This is a genomic window from Corynebacterium sp. zg-331 (assembly GCF_014267345.1).
Lineage (GTDB): Bacteria > Actinomycetota > Actinomycetes > Mycobacteriales > Mycobacteriaceae > Corynebacterium.
In genome coordinates this window covers 1-15678 of the sequence record NZ_JACMYD010000001.1, presented here as the reverse complement: position 1 = coordinate 15678, position 15678 = coordinate 1, and the positions used below count along the sequence as shown (strand labels likewise).

Genomic DNA, 15678 nt, shown 5'->3' with positions numbered 1-15678 from the left:
CCGAACGAGCGTCCTATCCTGGGAGGCATGACTCAGCCAGCCAAAGACGACCGCCTCGTCTGGATCGACCTGGAAATGACCGGCCTGGACGTCCACCGCCACGTGATCGTGGAGGTGGCCGCGTTGGTCACCGACGCCCACCTCACCATCCTGGGTGAGGGCGTGGATCTGGTGGTGCGCGCCACCGAGGAGGAACTGGCGCAGATGGACGACTACGTGACCGCCATGCACCGCGACAACGGGCTCCTCGAAGAAATCCGCTCCTCCTCCGTGAGCCTGCAAGAGGCCGAGGACGCCGTGCTCGCGCTCATCGCCGAGCACTGCCACCCCGACCACCCCGCGCCGCTGGCCGGCAACTCGATCGCCACCGACCGCGCCTTCATCCGCGAGTACATGCCCCGCCTCGACGCCGCCCTCCACTACCGCATGGTGGACGTCTCCACCATCAAAGAACTCAGCAAACGCTGGTTCCCCCGCGCCTACTACCATCAGCCGGACAAGGGGATGTCCCACCGCGCCTTGGCGGACATCGTGGAGTCCGTGCGAGAACTGGATTACTACCGACGCAGCGTTTTTACCCCCGAGCCCGGCCCCACCTCCGAGGAAGCTGCCGCGGCGCAGGCCCAGGCCACCGAGGCCTACCAGCGATTTTTGTAAAAACGACTCGGTAGGCTATGGTTGTTCTCGCTGCTTTACGGCGGCGATGGTGGCTGTAGTTCAGCTGGTAGAGCACCAGGTTGTGATCCTGGGTGTCGCGGGTTCGAGCCCCGTCAGCCACCCCCAAGGGCCTTAACTTCTTATGGAGTTAAGGCCCTTTACCGATACCGCAATGCGAAACCCCCTGGCCCCACCCTTCCTCGGCTCACCCGCGCCGCCTAATCTTATGGGCTATGAGACTACGCCCCTTCTCCCCCGCCGCGATCCTGGCGAGCACCGCGTGCGTCGCCGCGCTGGGACTCAGCGCCTGCGACAGCCCCCAGGAAGACACCGAGACCACCACCCCCGCCGCGCCCACATCCTCAGCACACTCCGCCAAGACCAACGCGACAAGCAGCACGAGCACCGCCAGCGCTACCACAACCACAAGCGCCCCGAAGAAGGAACCAAAGAAGGACTGCCGGGCGATCCTGCTCAGCGATACCGCCCTGCGCCCGATCCTGGGCGTTCCCATCGTTCCGATCTTCCCGGAGGGCTCCCCCAGCCCAGGCCTCCAGTCCGAGGCCTGGGGCTACCTGGGACAGGTGGCCGACAACCACTTCGATCCCTGCGCGGAGCTCAGCTGGGTGACCTTCCCCGGCGCGGAGGGAGACCTGGAGAATCCGGACGCAGACCACACGTTTGCCACCATCGTGTTTTTCCACGAGGACGAACTCATCACCGCCCCCATGCCGGCCCAGGTCGGCGCGGTGGTGGGGGTGACCCGACGCTCGGATTCGGAGCTGGAGGTCACCACCACCCGGCGCGACGCGGAGGGCGAATCCACGGCCCGGGTGCGGTACCAGGACGGCAAGATGCAGATCACCTCGGAGAATCCCGAGGACGCCCTGGTCCACCCGGACTCTCGGCTGGATCTCAGCGGCGTCACCGCGCCCATCGCCCCGCGCCTCTACAACGTGGGCAGCGTGCACCGCCACGGATACGACCAGGAGATCATGTCCGTGCAGGGTGCCTCGCGCGACGCGGTACTCTTCGACGTCGATCGCTCACTCCAGGTGTCCTGCGTCATCGAGGAGGTTCCATTGTGCCAGGCCGCCGACCCGGAGAAGGCGGACTGGATTCCCGGTACTACCGATCCGGTATCCGGGGTGGCAATCTTTAACCAGGACGCCGAGTATCACGCCAATCAGGTTCGGGTGATTACCACCGATCCGGTCCAGGCCCAGGCGGTGGAGGGCCAGCTGGATCGCGTCAGCACCGTCGCGGAAGTGGGCCGGGGCAAGCGGGTGCTCTTTGACGGCTACATCTTCGACACCACGCGCGAGAACGAGTTGCGCATTTACGCGAGCGAGGACGCCGAGTCCGCCGCGTGGATCAGCGCCAAGGAATACGGCGTGGCCGGGCGCTAAGCACGCCTTTAGCCCTCGGCGTTACCGGCCTTCCATTCCTCCCAGGGGATGTTCCAGTCTCCCAGGCCGTCAAGCCCGTTCAGCTCCCCGCCGATGGTGTTACTGACCTTGACGATATCGCCGTGCTTAACGGTGTTCTGGAACCACTCGGCGGCCTCGTCGGTGACGTTGATGCAGCCGTGGGAGGTGTTCGTGTTGCCCTGGGCCCACACGGACCAGGGGGCGGCGTGGACGTAGATGCCGGAGTAGGACATCTGCGTGGCAAACTTCACGGTGGTCTTATAGCCGCCGTTCTCGCGGGAGAGGCCAAAGGTCTCGGAGTCCATCACCAGGGAGTCGTGCGCGTCCCCGATGATGTAGGTTCCGTTGGGGGTGGGCCAGCGGTCGGAGCCGAGGGAGACGGGAATGGAACGCAGTTCCTCCCCGTTGCGGTACACCGTCATGGTCTTGGTGTTGTCATCCACCTCGGCGATCACTTCATCGCCGATGGTCACCTCGATCTCGTTGTCCTCGGCCCCGTAGATGCCGCCGCCTAAGTCTTTGCCGTAGATATTGGCTTTAGCCTTGATCTTTGTGCCCGGCTCCCAAAAGTTTTCCGGCCGCCACCGCACCTCCTGGTTATTCACCCAGTAAAAGGCGCCCTCGACCTTGGGCTGAGTGGTCACCTCCAAGGCCCGCTGGGCCGCCGCTCGATCCTCGATGGATTGGGAGAATCGAAAGGCCAGGGGCTGGCCCACGCCTACCTCGCCCACTCCGTAGGGCGCAAGCGTGACCGATGCCGTTCCCTCGGGGGCCACGGTAGAAAAAACCGCGGTGGCGGTCTCCCCGTTTTTATCCCGCGCCTCCACGGTGTAGGTGCGCGAGTAGCCCAGCACCTCGTCGGTGGTCCAGGTCGTACCGTCGGCGGACAGGCTGGCCTCCACCTCGCGCCCCTCCTCGTTGGTCATGGTAACCTCCTCGAGACCCACGTCCGCGGAGGTCACCGTCACCGGTTCGGTGGGATCCACGTCCTCAGCCTCGTCGGCAACGGAGATCTCCGGAGGCTCGTGCTTTTCCTCCGTCTGCGCCTGATCCGACCCCTCGGCGCTCTGGCCCATAGTGCACGCGGATAGCCCCCCGCCCAGGGTCGCCACCATGAGCGCCGCCGCTACCACTCGAAGCCTCGAACGCACCCGCACGTCCACCTCCCGTTGAGCCATCACCAAATAATTCTCGTCATACCCTAGTTCCCCGCCGTGGCCACGCCCGAGCCGCACAGCACCTTGTTCGAAAACCTTTACCAAAGTGAGACCAAGGGGATCGTCATCGGGCGAGGGGGAGAGACGCCACCACGACGGCCGCGCTCAGATTCCTCATCGTCACGGATCCTCATTTCGTTTCATCCCCGCACGAGCGGCATCAAAAAACGCGATGAACAGGCGATTTTGCGGTATCGCCGACAGGCAGTAAAGTAAACGGACGTCGCCAGGGAGCGCCTGGCGAGACACAAAAGCGCCATTAGCTCAATTGGTAGAGCAACTGACTCTTAATCAGTGGGTTCGGGGTTCGAGTCCCTGATGGCGCACAGCGCAGCCCGGTAGGCCAGGAGGCCCACCGGGCTTTTAGTACCCCATAGCCGGTGCCGGACAAGATTTTTTGACCAACATGTGCCATAATACTTATCCGTGAAGGCCTTGGTAGTTGTAGACGTTCAAAACGATTTCTGTACCCTCGGCCCGCTGGCCACCGCCGACGGCGACCTCGCGGCCGATACCATCCGCACCCTCCTCGAATGCGAGGAGGGAATGCGCGATTATGCACACGTGGTGGCTACCCAGGACTGGCACATCGATCCCGGCAGCCATTTCTCCGACTCCCCGGACTTCCTCGACACCTGGCCCCCGCACTGCCGGGCGGGTACCCCCGGTGCCGCCCTTCACCCCTCGATCCCCCTGCACCACATCGAGGCCTTCTTCCTCAAGGGAAACTACAGCGTCGCCTACTCCGGCTTCGAGGGATTTTCCGAGGGAGTCTCCCTGGCCGAGTGGCTGCGCGAGCGCAGCATCACGGCCATCGACGTGGTGGGCATCGCCACCGATTACTGCGTGCGGGCCACGGCCCTGGACGGCCTCCGGGAGGGCTTTGACGTCCGCGTACTCTCCTACTACTGCTCCCCCGTCGATCCCAACCGAGGCCAAGCGGCCCTCGATGAGATCCAGCAGGCTGGGGCAACCGTGATCAATACCCCGGTGAAAAACTGCTGCTAGCACCGCAGCGCGGGCGCTAATTCCTGCGCCACCTCGGTGAGGAGCCGCTGCCCGCCCTCGTAGGTGCCGTCGGGAGGTTGCGCCGCCACGGCCACTCCCTTGATCCCGCAGGGAGTCTCGATCAGTCCGAACTGGCGCACCGTGTAGCGCCCCCACTCATCCGGCCCCCAGCCGCCCTTGAACCTCATTGCCTCGATGGTGCCCAGTCCGTAAGACTGCTCCGGGATGACCCGCCCCATCGCCTCTAATACCGGCTGCGCGCCATCGAGGGTGGGCAGCACCACCGCGAAGGCCGCTTGATCCGGAAGCGCCCATCTGGTTTGACCAAAGCTGGAAAACTCTGGTCGCACCCTGCGCGTTTCCACCCGGGTGTGATCGTCTCCCGCCTCGCGCAGGATCGCTTCTACCGCCGCCCCCGCCTCCTGCGGGGCACCCAGGGATTGCCACAGGCGCGCGGCGGCCTCGTTATCTGAAGCCGTCAGTGCTTTCTCCACGTCATCGATCACACCCGGGTTGGCACACAGTGCCGCCAGGGCAAGCGGCACCTTGCTGGTGGACCAGGCGGGCCCCTCGTCCGCCTCCCCGTAAGTGGTCACGCCCGAGGTATCCGCCACAGCCACTGAGGTACCCGGCGGGACGACGATGCGTTCGCGGGCGACGGGAGTTCCGGGGCCGGGTCTTTCGGTAACCACCGCGGTTTCCTCCGTGGCGTTCCCGGCACCGGGGCGTTCCATCTCACCGATAGTGCAGGCCGAGAGGAACGCGGCCCCCAGAAATACCACCAGTGCGGCCGTGCGACGATGCTGGCGGATCATCCGATGTACACATTCGCGTTGTTGCCGCCGGTGCAGTGCACGTACTCCCCTGCATCGCGGCAGTTCATCGTGTAGGTTTTACCCGTGGTGGGGCTGTAGGCCCGCACGGTGGCGGTGAGCCGACCGGTCTGTTGATACTCGCTGAGCCACTGCCGGTGCACCACCTGGGCAAAATCCTCGCTGGTGGCCCCGGAGGCCCATACCCGCTGGTATCGTCCTTCGGTTCGAGGGGCGCGGGCCGCCGCATTGACCGGGGTGGCCTCCGCCGGAATAGCCGGCGCCTGGGATGACGCCGGCGGGTCGAGGGAAGTGGGCGGGGTACTCGTCAGCGAGGCGCGCGGGGTGGTGGGTTCCACCGCAGCGGAGGTGGCACGCGGCCGGGCGGAGGAAACGGCGCTCGACGCAGGCCGCCTCGGCGCGCTGCTCGGAGCGGCGACCCGCCGGGATTCCACAGTGCGCAAGGGCCGGGCCGCGGTGGTCCGCGCCGCCGAGGTGGTCCGCACCGTGGACTGCTGGCCGGTTTCCTCGGCGGTCATCGGGGCGGCGACCGCGGGTTCCCGCCCCCGATCGCCCGAAGAAAAGAGGAAGATCCAGGTGCCCGCCCCCACCAGCACGAGCACGAAGAACATCGCGGCCAGGGCCGCAATCATGCTGGAGTTGCTGCTCTCGAAACGCGGGCGGCGAGACTCAAACGCGGGGCCCACCGCCTCGGGTCCGGCCTTGGCGGCCACGCGCGGAAACTCCGCGTAGTCTCCCTGCGTACTCTGCGCGGGAAAGCTCCGCGTGGCCGGTTCGCGGTCCTCACCGCCGTGGTGGCTCGTCATGCTCGCCTATGCTGCCACACCGGGGCGCGGCCGTCATCCCCTCGCACCCCTGCGCTCCTGACCAATACCCCCGCGAGTTAATTACGCCCGGCCAGCAGCCGCTGTAACTCCTTGATGTCCTTGTTCTTCTTCCGATTGCGTGCCATCGTCAGCACAACGGCGGCGGCAAAGACCGCCCCCACGGCCGCCAGGATCTTCTGGGTCTGCGGATCCTGGAGCTTGGTCGTGGCCTCGCGCTTGGCATCGTTCACGAGGTTCTGCGGCTTGCTGCGATCCGCGAGCTGATCCAGGGTGCTGGCCAGCTGGTAACGGGTGCGCTCAATATCCCGCTGAATGTCCTCAATACTGCGTGCCACGTTTATTCTCCCAACGGATTGTGAGTCAATTGCTTCTCCTGCGGCCGGGGCCGCACACGCCCACGCACTCGCGGGGTCTTGATCCCGCGAGTGCTTATCAGGCGGCGGAAACACACCGCGCCGTCCGAACAGCGGTGGGTGGTTTCTCCCTGGGCGTCATTCTAGCCTGTTACCGGGCGTCCCCGCAGGCCGCTTGCGCCATCGGCGCGCCGCGCACCAGCCGAGACCGCACAGCACCACCACCCCGAGCAGGAGTGCCCCGCCGGGAACATTCGCGGTGGTTCGGATCACCCAACTCTCCAGCCGCGCCTGCTGGCTCACTCCCACCACGCCGCTCAGGTCGGCCGTCCCGCCGGTGGCCCACAGCAGCGCGCCCACCGCGATGGTCACCAGCCCGCCCACGATGTTGTTCCACGAGTTCGTCCATCGGCCCACCCGCACCCCGCGCGGGCGCACGAGGGACTGCACGATGGGCAGCCGAGACCACAGCACGCTGAGCAGGACGAGCGGCACGGTCATGCCCAGGGCAAAGACCAGCATGGTCAGCCCGCCGAGGGCGGCATTGCCGCTGACCGCCGCCATCGTCAGCACCATGCCCAGCAATGGACCGGCGCACACCCCGGCCAGGCCGTAAATGGTGCCCAGCACGTACACGGCGGCCAGGGAACTGCCCCCGGCCACCCCGGCACCGCCGGGCAGCGGGATCTCCACGCCCAGCAGCATGATGATGCCCAGAGCGATCACCACGAGGGAGCCCCCCATCACCAGCACCTCTCGGTGCTCGCTGACCAACGCCCCCACGGAACCGGCCAGCACCCCCATGGGCAGCAGGGTGGTAATCAGGCCCACGTAAAACACACCGGTGCTGGTCAACAGCGCGGCGGGGCGGGAAAACGCATAGGAAAAGAAGGCGGGCAGCAGCATCGCCGAGCACGGACTGAGCAGGGTAAGCACGCCGCCCAGGAGGGCTCCCAGCAGGCTTAATTCCACGGGTTAGCGGGCCTCCTTAATCGCCTTGTCTAGGAAGCTCCGGAAGTTCTCCAGCGGTTGCGCCCCAGCGAGTACCTCGGAGCCCACCGCAAAGAAGGGCACGCCCTGCACGCCCCACTGGCGGGCCTGGTTCGTTTCCTCCTCGGCCGCGGCGCGCAGCTGGGGGTCCTTCATATCGGTTGTAAACCGCCCCATGTCCGGCACGCCGACCTCCTTGGCGATCTCCACCAGCTCCTCGTCCGGCAACTCCGGGTGCCCGCTCTCCGGGGCACGAGCGTAGACGGCCTGCAGGTATTCCACATATCTGTCCTGCTCGGCGGCCGCCCTGGCGGCCGCCGAGGCCGCGGCGGAACGATCCCCGAAGTACACCACGTCGCGGAACTCGATGCGCACCTTGCCGGTATCCACGTATTCCTTCTTTAACGTGGGCAGGATCTCCCGGGAGAAGAAACCGCAAAACGGGCAGCGCAGATCCGTCCACTCCACCATCACCACCGGGGCGTTCACGTCGCCGAGGGCGCGCGGGTCGTCGGCCTCGCGGCGCTCGATGAGCGCCTTGAGCGCGGCGTCGGAATCGGAGCCCTGGGTGGCGCTCGCCGCGGCCGTCTGTTCCTCGCCATCCCCGCCGGTAACCTGCGCGATGAGCACCACCACCAGGAACAATGCCAGCACGGCCAGCACGATATAAAACGGCGCGGTTCGGTACCACGGGCAGTGCGGATTGACGTAGGTATCGAATCGAGTCTTCACACCACGCAGGATACCGAAGGCCCCGGACCGCTATGGTGGTGCCATGACACTGAACACAGGAGACACCGCCCCCGAGTTTTCGCTTATCGACGCCCACGGGAACACCGTATCGCTCAAGGACTACGCCGGGCGGAGCGTGATCGTGTACTTCTACCCGCGCGCCAATACCCCCGGCTGCACCAAGGAGGCCTGCGACTTCCGCGATAGCCTGGAGCAGCTCAACGACATGAACATCGCCGTGGTGGGTATCTCCCCCGACGCCCCGGACAAGCTCGCGGAGTTCCGCCGCGACCACGAGCTGACCTTCCCCCTGCTCTCCGACCCCGACAAGACCGTGATGAAGGCCTACGGTGCCTTTGGGGAGAAGAAGAACTACGGGCGCGTGGTAGAAGGCGTGATCCGTTCCACCTTCCTCATCGAGCCGGACGGCACCATCGGCGCGGCCAAGTACAACGTCAAGGCCACCGGGCACGTGGCGCGGTTCATCCGGGATCTGGGCTAACGGTTCAGATAAGCCCCTGCTGCCTGGCCCAGAAGGAGAACTCACCTAGACCAAAGAGAGGAGCACCCGCGTATCAATGCCTCCGCCGGGTGCTCCTCGATCGGCGCACGAGGAAAAATTCTAGGAGACAGCAACGACCACTACGGGAATCACCGACGTGCTCATTCTTCTCCCTGACCATCGTGGCCCTCTCCTTCCCCTTCCGGGAGCGACACCCCAGTACGGAAACCGCGATCCGGGTGCTGCTCACCCCCATCGCGTATCTGGTGTGGTGCGCCATGGACAAATCCACGCAACAGAAAACACGAACCCCTAGAGTGAGAGTGCGCCCGGGGGGACTTGAACCCCCACGTCCTAAGACACTGGAACCTAAATCCAGCGCGTCTGCCAATTCCGCCACGGGCGCGCGCAAGGGGAACTATAGCACGCACCATCGGGTCACGCCGTGCCCACTGGGATCGCCTCGACAGGCACGGTACCCTGGAGGCCATGAGTGCGCAGAAGCAGACCCGCGCGCGCAAGAGGGTGCGCGCCTCCCACGTCGTCTTCCTCGCTCTCGCCGTGACGGCCACCCTGGCGCTGGCCTGGTGGCAGTGGATGCGCTTCCGCTCCGGCTCCGGTACCTTCCAGAACCTCGGCTACGCCCTGCAGTGGCCCGTGTTCGGGGCCTTCTTCGTGCACGCCTACCGCAAGTTTATGGAGTATGAGAACGAGCGGATCGACGCAGAGAACGCCGCCGACGATCCCGATTTTCTCTATCAGCGCGACGTGGAGCGCTTCGGGGAGGTAACCACCGCCATCGATGAGGGCTTCCTACCGCAACGCCCCAGCATCGACGTCGCGGAGTTCAATGAGCGGCACAAACCCCGGCGCGGCGGCAATGCCCTCGATGGCGTGCCCGTGCAGGATCACCACAACAGATAAAGGAAGCAAGCATGACCCAGCCCTCTCAACCGAAGATTCATCCCGAGCGCCAGCACCGTGTGCGCAAGGCGCTGACCTTTTTCTCCGTGGCCGCCTGGGTCACGGGCGTATTCCTGCTGGCACTCTGCACGGTCATGATCCTGAAGTACCTCACCCCCGTGGAGGTGCCAGCCGGGGCCAAGTACGTGGCCATCTTCCACGGCTGGGTGTACATCGCTTTCGTGCTCTCCGCCTTCAACCTGGGCCTCAAGGCCCGGTGGGAGCCCAAGACCTGGATCGTCACCGCGCTGTGCGGCGTGGTGCCCTTCCTCTCCTTTTACGTGGAGAAGAAGCGCCGCACGGAGACCGTCGAGCGCTTCCAGCTCGACGGCCCCCGGCCCGCCTAGCCCTCCGCCAGCGCCGCTATGCGCTCAACCAGCCCCGCCAGCGCCCGTGCGCGGTGGGAGCTGGCGTCTTTTTCCTCGGGGCTGAGCTGCGCAGAGGAGCGGCCATCCCCGTCGAGGGGGGCGAAGAGGGGGTCGTAGCCAAAGCCGTTCTCCCCCACCGGCTCGCGCAGCAGGCGGCCCTCCCAGCGCCCCTCGGAGACGATCTCCTCGCCGCCGGGAAGGACCAGCGCACACACGGAGACGAAGGCCGCCGCGCGCCGCTCGTCCGGGACGTCACCCATCTGGGCCAGCAGCAGTCGGTTGTTGGCCTCGTCGTCGCCGTGCCCGCCGGACCACCGCGCGGAGAGCACGCCGGGCATGCCGTTCATCTCTTCCACGGCCAGGCCGGAGTCGTCCGCCACGGTGGGCAGCCCGGTGTGGGCCACCCCGGCGCGCGCCTTGAGGAGGGCGTTGTCGGCAAAGGTGCGGCCGTCCTCCACCGGCTCGGGGTAGGCGTCCACCTCGGAGAGGGAGACCAGTTCCACCCCGGCCACGCCCGCGGCGTCGAGGATGCGGCGCAGCTCGCGCAGCTTCTTGGCGTTGTTGGAGGCTACCAGCAGCTTCACGGCGCTCACGCCTCCAGGGCGGCGCGCTGCGCCTCGATGAGCTGGGCGCAGCCCGCGGCGGCGGCGTCGAGCAGCTCCCCGAGCTGGGCGCAGTCGAAGGTGCCGTCCTCGCCGGTGCCCTGGATCTCCACGAAACGCCCGGAGCCGGTCATCACCACGTTCATGTCCACCTCGGCGCGGGAGTCCTCCTCGTAGGGCAGGTCGAGGCTCACGCGTCCGTCGACGATGCCCACGGAGACGGCGGCCACGGCCTCGCGCAGCGGGGAGCCGGTGACGGCGCCGCGCTCACGGAGGGCGGCCACGGCGTCGGCCAGCGCCACGTAGGCGCCGGTGATCGCAGCGGTACGGGTGCCGCCGTCGGCCTGGAGCACGTCGCAGTCGATCTGGATGGTGTTCTCGCCCAGCTCGCGCAGGTCCACGGCGGCACGCAGGGAGCGCCCGATGAGCCGGGAGATCTCATGGGTGCGCCCCTTGACCTTGCCCTTCATGGATTCGCGCGGCATCCGCTCGGAGGGAGCGGCGGGCAGCATAGCGTACTCGGCGGTCAGCCAGCCCTCGCCGGAGTCGCGCTTGAAGCGGGGCACGCCCTCCTCGGCGGTGGCCGTGCACAGCACCTTGGTGTTGCCGAACTCCACGAGCACGCTGCCCGCGGGGTTGGTGGTAAAGCGGCGGGTGAGGCGCACGGGGCGCATCTCGTTGAGGGCGCGGCCGTCGGCGCGGCGGAAATCCTGAGAACTCATGCCTGCGAGGGTACCCGCAAGGCTAGACCTCGTACACGCTGCCCGGTCGGCCAAACTCCACGGGGCCGTCGAACTCCTTCCGCGCCGCAACCACGGCCTCCTCGGGGTCGAGCCACGGCGGCACGTGCACGATCACCAGGCGCTTGGCCTCGGCCAAGCGAGCGGCGCGTCCGGCCTCCCCGCCGCTGAGGTGCATGGCGGGGGCCTTGTTATCGGTGCTGGTGCCCCAGTTCGCCTCGCAGAGGAAGAGATCGACGTCCCGGGCGGCGTCGATGAGGTTGCGGGTCCAGGCGGTATCCCCGGAGAAAGCTATCGACGCCCCGCCGGGCCCGATCACCCGCAGGGCGTAGGCCTCCACGGGATGCACCACCTCGAAGGGGGTGACGCTGAGGCTGTCGATGGTCTCCGCCTGGCGATCGCGCCAGGGACGAAAGGCGAAGGTATCGGAGAGGTCGTCCACGCCGTTGGGTTGGTCGTCGGAGAAGAGGCGACCCAGGTGCAGCGGGGCGTAGCCGGGGCCCATGAGGTGGTGGCGGCGCTTGGCTGCCAGGGCGGGGTGGTAACGGCGCCACACCAGCAGGGAGGGAAAGTCCAGGCAGTGATCGGCGTGGAGGTGGGAAAAGATGACGTGCGCCTCCGAGGGGTTGGCCAGGGTCTGAAGGTTGGCCAGGGTGCCAGGGCCGAGATCCATGATCACCCCCGGCATGTCGGGGGCCTCGATGAAGTATCCCGAGGCGGGGTTGCCGGGGGCACCGAGGCTTCCTGAACTACCAAGGATGGTCAGCTTCATGGTTTTACAGTGCCACGAATCGGGTGGTTTTTACTAACCTCTGCGTGCCCCTCCACCTATCGATTACCTGCAAAGGAAGGAAAATCTTGACAAGTTGTTATGTTTATACAACATTTTGAGTCATGTCCCCAAAGAAAAAGCCGAAGGACCCGATCTTCAATAGGATCCGGGTTCTGCGCGCGGAACGGGACATGTCGCGCGCCCAGCTCGCGGAACTCATCGACGTCAATCCCCAGACCATCGGCGCCCTCGAGCGCGGGGACCACTCCCCCAGCCTCGACCTCGCCTTTCGCATCTGCGAGGTCTTTGGCCTCCCCGTGGAGGCCGTGTTCAGCCGCAGCGAGTTCGCCCCCATGTCCACCGCGATATATCAGAAATGAGGTTCCCCGCCATGCTCCATCCCGCCACACCTCATCCCGATTCACCCCCGGCCAGCATGATCGCCCAACGCCGCTACCTCCTCAGCGCACGGGTCAGCCTGGGCCTGGCCGTCACGGCCGTTCCTCTTCTCTTTATCTCTCTCATACCCTCCATGATTCTCTGGGCCATCGGCTTGAGCGGTTATATCGGCTGCGTGCACGCCCTCGAGCGAGCCACCGGAAGGCAATCCAATACCCGCCTCGATGACCTCGACGAATACGAACAAGAGCGCGTTCTGCGCACCAAGACCCGCGCCATGAACCTGCTCCGGGACGGCCTGCTGGCCGTGATGACGGCGCTGCTCATCATGCCGACCTTCATTACCACCCTGGAGCCCTCCCCGGAGGAGACCGCCACCTGGGTGCGCGCGGTGGGTATGGCCGCCGGAATCATCGCGTTGCCTGCCGCCACCGCCGTACTCAAGGACATCGCCACCGGCATGAACCGCGACGAGACGCTACTCGACGCCCATTAAGCGACCCAACCATAAGGAACCCCATGAACTTCACCGACCTCATCCTGGGCTACGACGACCGCCAGGCGAAGCGCTAGCGCGCCAAACACGAACACCGAATCGCCTCCCTACCATCGTGGCGCTCCCCGCAGCGCCAGCGCCTGCTCATCGGGGTCTACTTCGGCACTCTCGCCCTGGGCCTCGTCACCGCCGTGGGGTGCTTCTTCTGGCTCCCCCTCACCACTATTTCTTGTGTCTCCTGGTTGGCGCTACGCGCCACCATCGACTACAAGGACACCGCCGCCGTGCTCGACGAGTATAAAAACCAGATGCTCAACACCTGGTGGGCCCTGGCCTACGGCCTGGCCTGCGCGATTTTTCCGATCCTAGCGATTGCGCTGATCGCCCTGAGCATCAAGACCCTCGCCGACCTCGACCGCTGGATGTATTCCCTGGGGCTCATCACCTGCCTGACCGGCTACGCGATCACCGCCTTCCCCACCGTGGGCTATAGCCCCGCCTTCTACCCCGCCCGGACAAAGGAGTAAGGCTATGCCGAATACCCTCCACGCCCAGCACCGGGGCAGGAACCAGGCCCACTCCGCCGCAATTACCCCGCCATCCAGGAGCTCGTAAACCAGCAAGCTCAGCATCCGATAACCCAGCGCACTACCGGCGCCCCTGGCCCCGCCGCTATTCGACATGGGTGGTAGCGGGGCTTTTCGCCGTTTGTCAGGCTTAGTAATCGGTGATCCCAAGTTCGTTACGTTCGAGATCACCTAGTGTGACACCTTGATCGTTCTTCCAATACGTCTTGCCGTTCGTGGAAGCACCAGTGAGGAAAGCAGAAGCCGCCGATGGGGAGCCAAACAATGTATCTTCCAGCAGGTTGAAGTCAGGGCCGATGCGCTTGTTATACTTCTCCCTGTTTTTCTTTGCCGAGTCAGGCACGGAGGGGACCATCTCTTCGTGAAGCTTAGAACCGGCAAGCACCACAAACCCGTCAGCCGTTTGACGTCCTTCCCCTAACGCTCCCTTGTAGTCCAGATACAGCAGCGGCTCGACATGGTCGGTTCCCGAGGACGTCGTGTCGGTGGTAGTTTTGGCCTCATCGGCCGGGTCGAACAGACGGTAGCCCAGTGATCGGATAGCAATTTTAGCGAACTCGATGAACTCGTTAAGGTCAGCTTCCTTCTCCTCGGTGACGTTACCTGGTGATGGATCGTTACTGTTCATCGTACGCACACGGCCAGCCTTGCGAGCCTGCTCGCAGAACGCGTGTTCCAGATAGGAGATTTCGGTTGGACCGAATGAATCGTCGGAAGTGACGATCATAATCGCGTGCGTGAAGTAGTCAAGTTTCCCTTCACCCACATGCTCAACAATGCGGCCGAGCACTCCGTTGCCGTTCTTACGTTCCCTGGCCTGCCCGATATAGGCCTTGTCCTCGCCGGTCTTATCATCGGTGCCAAGCAGGATGTAAACGCCGGTTTGTTTAAACTCGGAACGGTCCTTACTCTTGGCAAGATCTGTGCGCGGAATCAGGTAGACCTGCCCGATCCAGTTGCCCAACGAAGACTTAATCCGCCCAAAAGGGGAGCCATCCATCAAGTACAACTTCACTGTTTTTCGGTGTCGCCACCATCAACCTCCTGCATAAAACATTCACATACGCACATAATTCTAGCCGACCGTGTGACATAAAGCACATTACACAAGCCTGTTTGCAAGGCTAACCAGTGCCCACAATTTAACACTTCTACGCTCGTCGGCAGTGGTATAAAGGGAACACCCCACCGTAAATGATCTTGATGAACAACGAACCCGTAACCTGCGCGGCGCAGGTTGAGAATAATACGACGATCGCAGTGTTCCACAATCTGAGCCATGACCAGGTGTGGCCCGTACCGCAAAACCGCCAGCTCACAGCTGCAGCGTCGGCGGTGCACACAGCATGTAGATCGAGGCCCAGCATCTAAACATCAGACACCACAGCCCGGCATCCCACCATCAGGCGTGGAGACACTCTCATAAACCGGGAACACCCGCATGCGCGAGTACATGAACCGTGAGCACCCCTTCACGGTGGTGGCGGTGCTGACGCCATCCGCCCGCACCTACCGGCGCTCCATCCTCCGCAATGGCCAAAAGACCACCTGACGGGCCACAATCTTGAGCTGCTAGGTGCGCAGCAAGGGGGCACATACCCCCGCCGATCACCCCCAGATTCCCGCCATTTGCGCTACTAAAAGCGCCTCCCCCGCCCCACCGTCTGGGCGCGGAAACATTGCCACCCATTTTTGCCTCACAGAACGCAACCTTTTTGTATGCTATCCAACAATCCTTGCCGGATAGTGAGTCACCTCATTGTCTCACGGACTATGGATAGGCAGGCTACGCATGATCACCACCTCCGGGGTCGCGCCCCACACACCCACGAGCAAGGAGTTCCGCCGAGCTCAGCAAAGCCCGGAGTTCCGGGAGCTACGCTCAGCGATCCGCTCCTTTACCTTCCCCGTCACCGTCGCCGGCCTGGTGTGGTTTGCGCTCTACATCGTCATGGCGATGTACACACCGGGGCTCTACGCCATCCCCGTGGCGGGAAACATCAACCTCGGGATCGTACTGGGCCTCCTGCAATTTATCAGCACCTTTCTCATCACCTGGGCCTATGTGAGGTTGCCCTCGTTTAGTGGACACCCGATTAGTACGGATCCTGTGCCCGTAGGAGAAGATGTTCATTGTGAGTGGGCAACAAAGAAAGAGCTACACTCCGGAGTTCCGGAGGGAGGCAGCTCGTCTTGTGATTG

Annotated in this window: 20 protein-coding genes and 3 tRNA genes; 12 read left to right on the top strand and 11 right to left on the bottom strand. The window is 64.7% G+C overall.

Annotated elements, in window-relative coordinates; all coding sequences use genetic code 11:
- Positions 1-27: 27 nt before the first annotated feature.
- The 3 genes from orn to H7347_RS00105 all read left to right on the top strand — a co-directional run bounded on the left by orn (position 28) and on the right by H7347_RS00105 (position 2066).
- Positions 28-657, top strand: a complete 630-nt coding sequence (gene orn, locus H7347_RS00115; protein WP_152820235.1) for an oligoribonuclease — start codon at positions 28-30, stop codon at positions 655-657.
- 49 nt (positions 658-706) lie between these two features.
- Positions 707-779, top strand: a tRNA-His gene (locus H7347_RS00110).
- Positions 780-890: 111 nt separating this feature from the next.
- Entirely contained in the window at positions 891-2066 is a 1176-nt protein-coding gene (locus tag H7347_RS00105) for an LppP/LprE family lipoprotein (RefSeq protein WP_152820234.1), read from the top strand.
- Positions 2067-2074: 8 nt separating this feature from the next.
- On the opposite strand, the gene H7347_RS00100 is transcribed toward H7347_RS00105, so the two are convergent.
- Complete coding sequence (locus H7347_RS00100) at positions 2075-3265, bottom strand: Ig-like domain-containing protein (protein ID WP_370513896.1); 1191 nt, start codon at positions 3263-3265, stop codon at positions 2075-2077.
- 292 nt (positions 3266-3557) lie between these two features.
- On the opposite strand from H7347_RS00100, the gene H7347_RS00095 reads away from it, so the two are divergent.
- Positions 3558-3630 (top strand) — tRNA-Lys (locus tag H7347_RS00095).
- 100 nt (positions 3631-3730) lie between these two features.
- Positions 3731-4312 carry an isochorismatase family protein gene (locus tag H7347_RS00090; RefSeq protein WP_186337045.1) on the top strand — a complete coding sequence of 194 codons (582 nt, stop codon included), beginning with the start codon at positions 3731-3733 and terminating at the stop codon, positions 4310-4312.
- Here H7347_RS00090 and H7347_RS00085 read toward each other — a convergent pair.
- The 5 genes from H7347_RS00085 to H7347_RS00065 all read right to left on the bottom strand — a co-directional run bounded on the left by H7347_RS00085 (position 4309) and on the right by H7347_RS00065 (position 8047).
- Positions 4309-5127, bottom strand: coding sequence for a hypothetical protein (locus tag H7347_RS00085; protein WP_152820233.1), 819 nt, complete (start codon positions 5125-5127; stop codon positions 4309-4311). The two genes, H7347_RS00090 and H7347_RS00085, sit on opposite strands and share 4 nt — an antisense overlap.
- Complete coding sequence (locus H7347_RS00080) at positions 5124-5951, bottom strand: hypothetical protein (protein ID WP_152820232.1); 828 nt, start codon at positions 5949-5951, stop codon at positions 5124-5126. The genes H7347_RS00085 and H7347_RS00080 overlap by 4 nt, the downstream gene beginning before the upstream one ends.
- Before the next feature lie 77 nt (positions 5952-6028).
- Positions 6029-6307: a DUF3618 domain-containing protein gene (locus tag H7347_RS00075; RefSeq protein ID WP_186337044.1), complete on the bottom strand. Its 279-nt coding sequence runs from the start codon at positions 6305-6307 to the stop codon at positions 6029-6031.
- Between the two features lie 156 nt (positions 6308-6463).
- The gene (locus H7347_RS00070; RefSeq protein WP_186337043.1) at positions 6464-7297 is read right to left on the bottom strand and encodes a cytochrome c biogenesis CcdA family protein; all 834 of its coding nucleotides are present in this window, start codon (positions 7295-7297) and stop codon (positions 6464-6466) included.
- Positions 7298-7300: 3 nt separating this feature from the next.
- Positions 7301-8047 (bottom strand): thioredoxin domain-containing protein, encoded by a 747-nt coding sequence (locus tag H7347_RS00065; protein WP_186337042.1) that lies wholly within the window; start codon positions 8045-8047, stop codon positions 7301-7303.
- Positions 8048-8090: 43 nt separating this feature from the next.
- On the opposite strand from H7347_RS00065, the gene bcp reads away from it, so the two are divergent.
- Positions 8091-8549, top strand: a complete 459-nt coding sequence (gene bcp, locus H7347_RS00060) for a thioredoxin-dependent thiol peroxidase (RefSeq protein ID WP_152820227.1) — start codon at positions 8091-8093, stop codon at positions 8547-8549.
- A gap of 324 nt (positions 8550-8873) precedes the next feature.
- Here bcp and H7347_RS00055 read toward each other — a convergent pair.
- A tRNA-Leu gene (locus H7347_RS00055) sits at positions 8874-8955 on the bottom strand.
- Positions 8956-9038: 83 nt separating this feature from the next.
- Between H7347_RS00055 and H7347_RS00050 the strand changes: the two genes are divergently transcribed.
- Positions 9039-9473: a hypothetical protein gene (locus H7347_RS00050; RefSeq protein WP_152820225.1), complete on the top strand. Its 435-nt coding sequence runs from the start codon at positions 9039-9041 to the stop codon at positions 9471-9473.
- Between the two features lie 11 nt (positions 9474-9484).
- Positions 9485-9859 (top strand): DUF3817 domain-containing protein, encoded by a 375-nt coding sequence (locus H7347_RS00045; RefSeq protein ID WP_152820223.1) that lies wholly within the window; start codon positions 9485-9487, stop codon positions 9857-9859.
- On the opposite strand, the gene rdgB is transcribed toward H7347_RS00045, so the two are convergent.
- Genes rdgB through H7347_RS00030 form a run of 3 tightly spaced genes read right to left on the bottom strand, consistent with a single transcriptional unit; the run spans position 9856 to position 11994 of the window.
- Complete coding sequence (gene rdgB / locus H7347_RS00040; RefSeq protein WP_186337179.1) at positions 9856-10464, bottom strand: RdgB/HAM1 family non-canonical purine NTP pyrophosphatase; 609 nt, start codon at positions 10462-10464, stop codon at positions 9856-9858. The two genes, H7347_RS00045 and rdgB, sit on opposite strands and share 4 nt — an antisense overlap.
- Before the next feature lie 5 nt (positions 10465-10469).
- Positions 10470-11204: a ribonuclease PH gene (rph, locus tag H7347_RS00035; protein WP_152820219.1), complete on the bottom strand. Its 735-nt coding sequence runs from the start codon at positions 11202-11204 to the stop codon at positions 10470-10472.
- A 22-nt stretch (positions 11205-11226) separates the two neighbouring features.
- Complete coding sequence (locus tag H7347_RS00030) at positions 11227-11994, bottom strand: MBL fold metallo-hydrolase (protein WP_152820217.1); 768 nt, start codon at positions 11992-11994, stop codon at positions 11227-11229.
- Positions 11995-12116: 122 nt separating this feature from the next.
- Here H7347_RS00030 and H7347_RS00025 point away from each other — a divergent pair, with 122 nt between their 5' ends.
- The 3 genes from H7347_RS00025 to H7347_RS00015 all read left to right on the top strand — a co-directional run bounded on the left by H7347_RS00025 (position 12117) and on the right by H7347_RS00015 (position 13416).
- Entirely contained in the window at positions 12117-12374 is a 258-nt protein-coding gene (locus H7347_RS00025; RefSeq protein ID WP_152820216.1) for a helix-turn-helix transcriptional regulator, read from the top strand.
- Between the two features lie 11 nt (positions 12375-12385).
- Positions 12386-12889 (top strand): hypothetical protein, encoded by a 504-nt coding sequence (locus H7347_RS00020; RefSeq protein WP_152820214.1) that lies wholly within the window; start codon positions 12386-12388, stop codon positions 12887-12889.
- 242 nt (positions 12890-13131) lie between these two features.
- Complete coding sequence (locus H7347_RS00015; protein ID WP_152820212.1) at positions 13132-13416, top strand: hypothetical protein; 285 nt, start codon at positions 13132-13134, stop codon at positions 13414-13416.
- Between the two features lie 190 nt (positions 13417-13606).
- On the opposite strand, the gene H7347_RS00010 is transcribed toward H7347_RS00015, so the two are convergent.
- Positions 13607-14476: a GIY-YIG nuclease family protein gene (locus H7347_RS00010; protein ID WP_152820209.1), complete on the bottom strand. Its 870-nt coding sequence runs from the start codon at positions 14474-14476 to the stop codon at positions 13607-13609.
- 792 nt (positions 14477-15268) lie between these two features.
- On the opposite strand from H7347_RS00010, the gene H7347_RS00005 reads away from it, so the two are divergent.
- Positions 15269-15678, top strand: a 410-nt coding sequence (locus H7347_RS00005) for a DUF485 domain-containing protein (RefSeq protein ID WP_152820208.1), incomplete at its 3' end; no start/stop codon positions are given.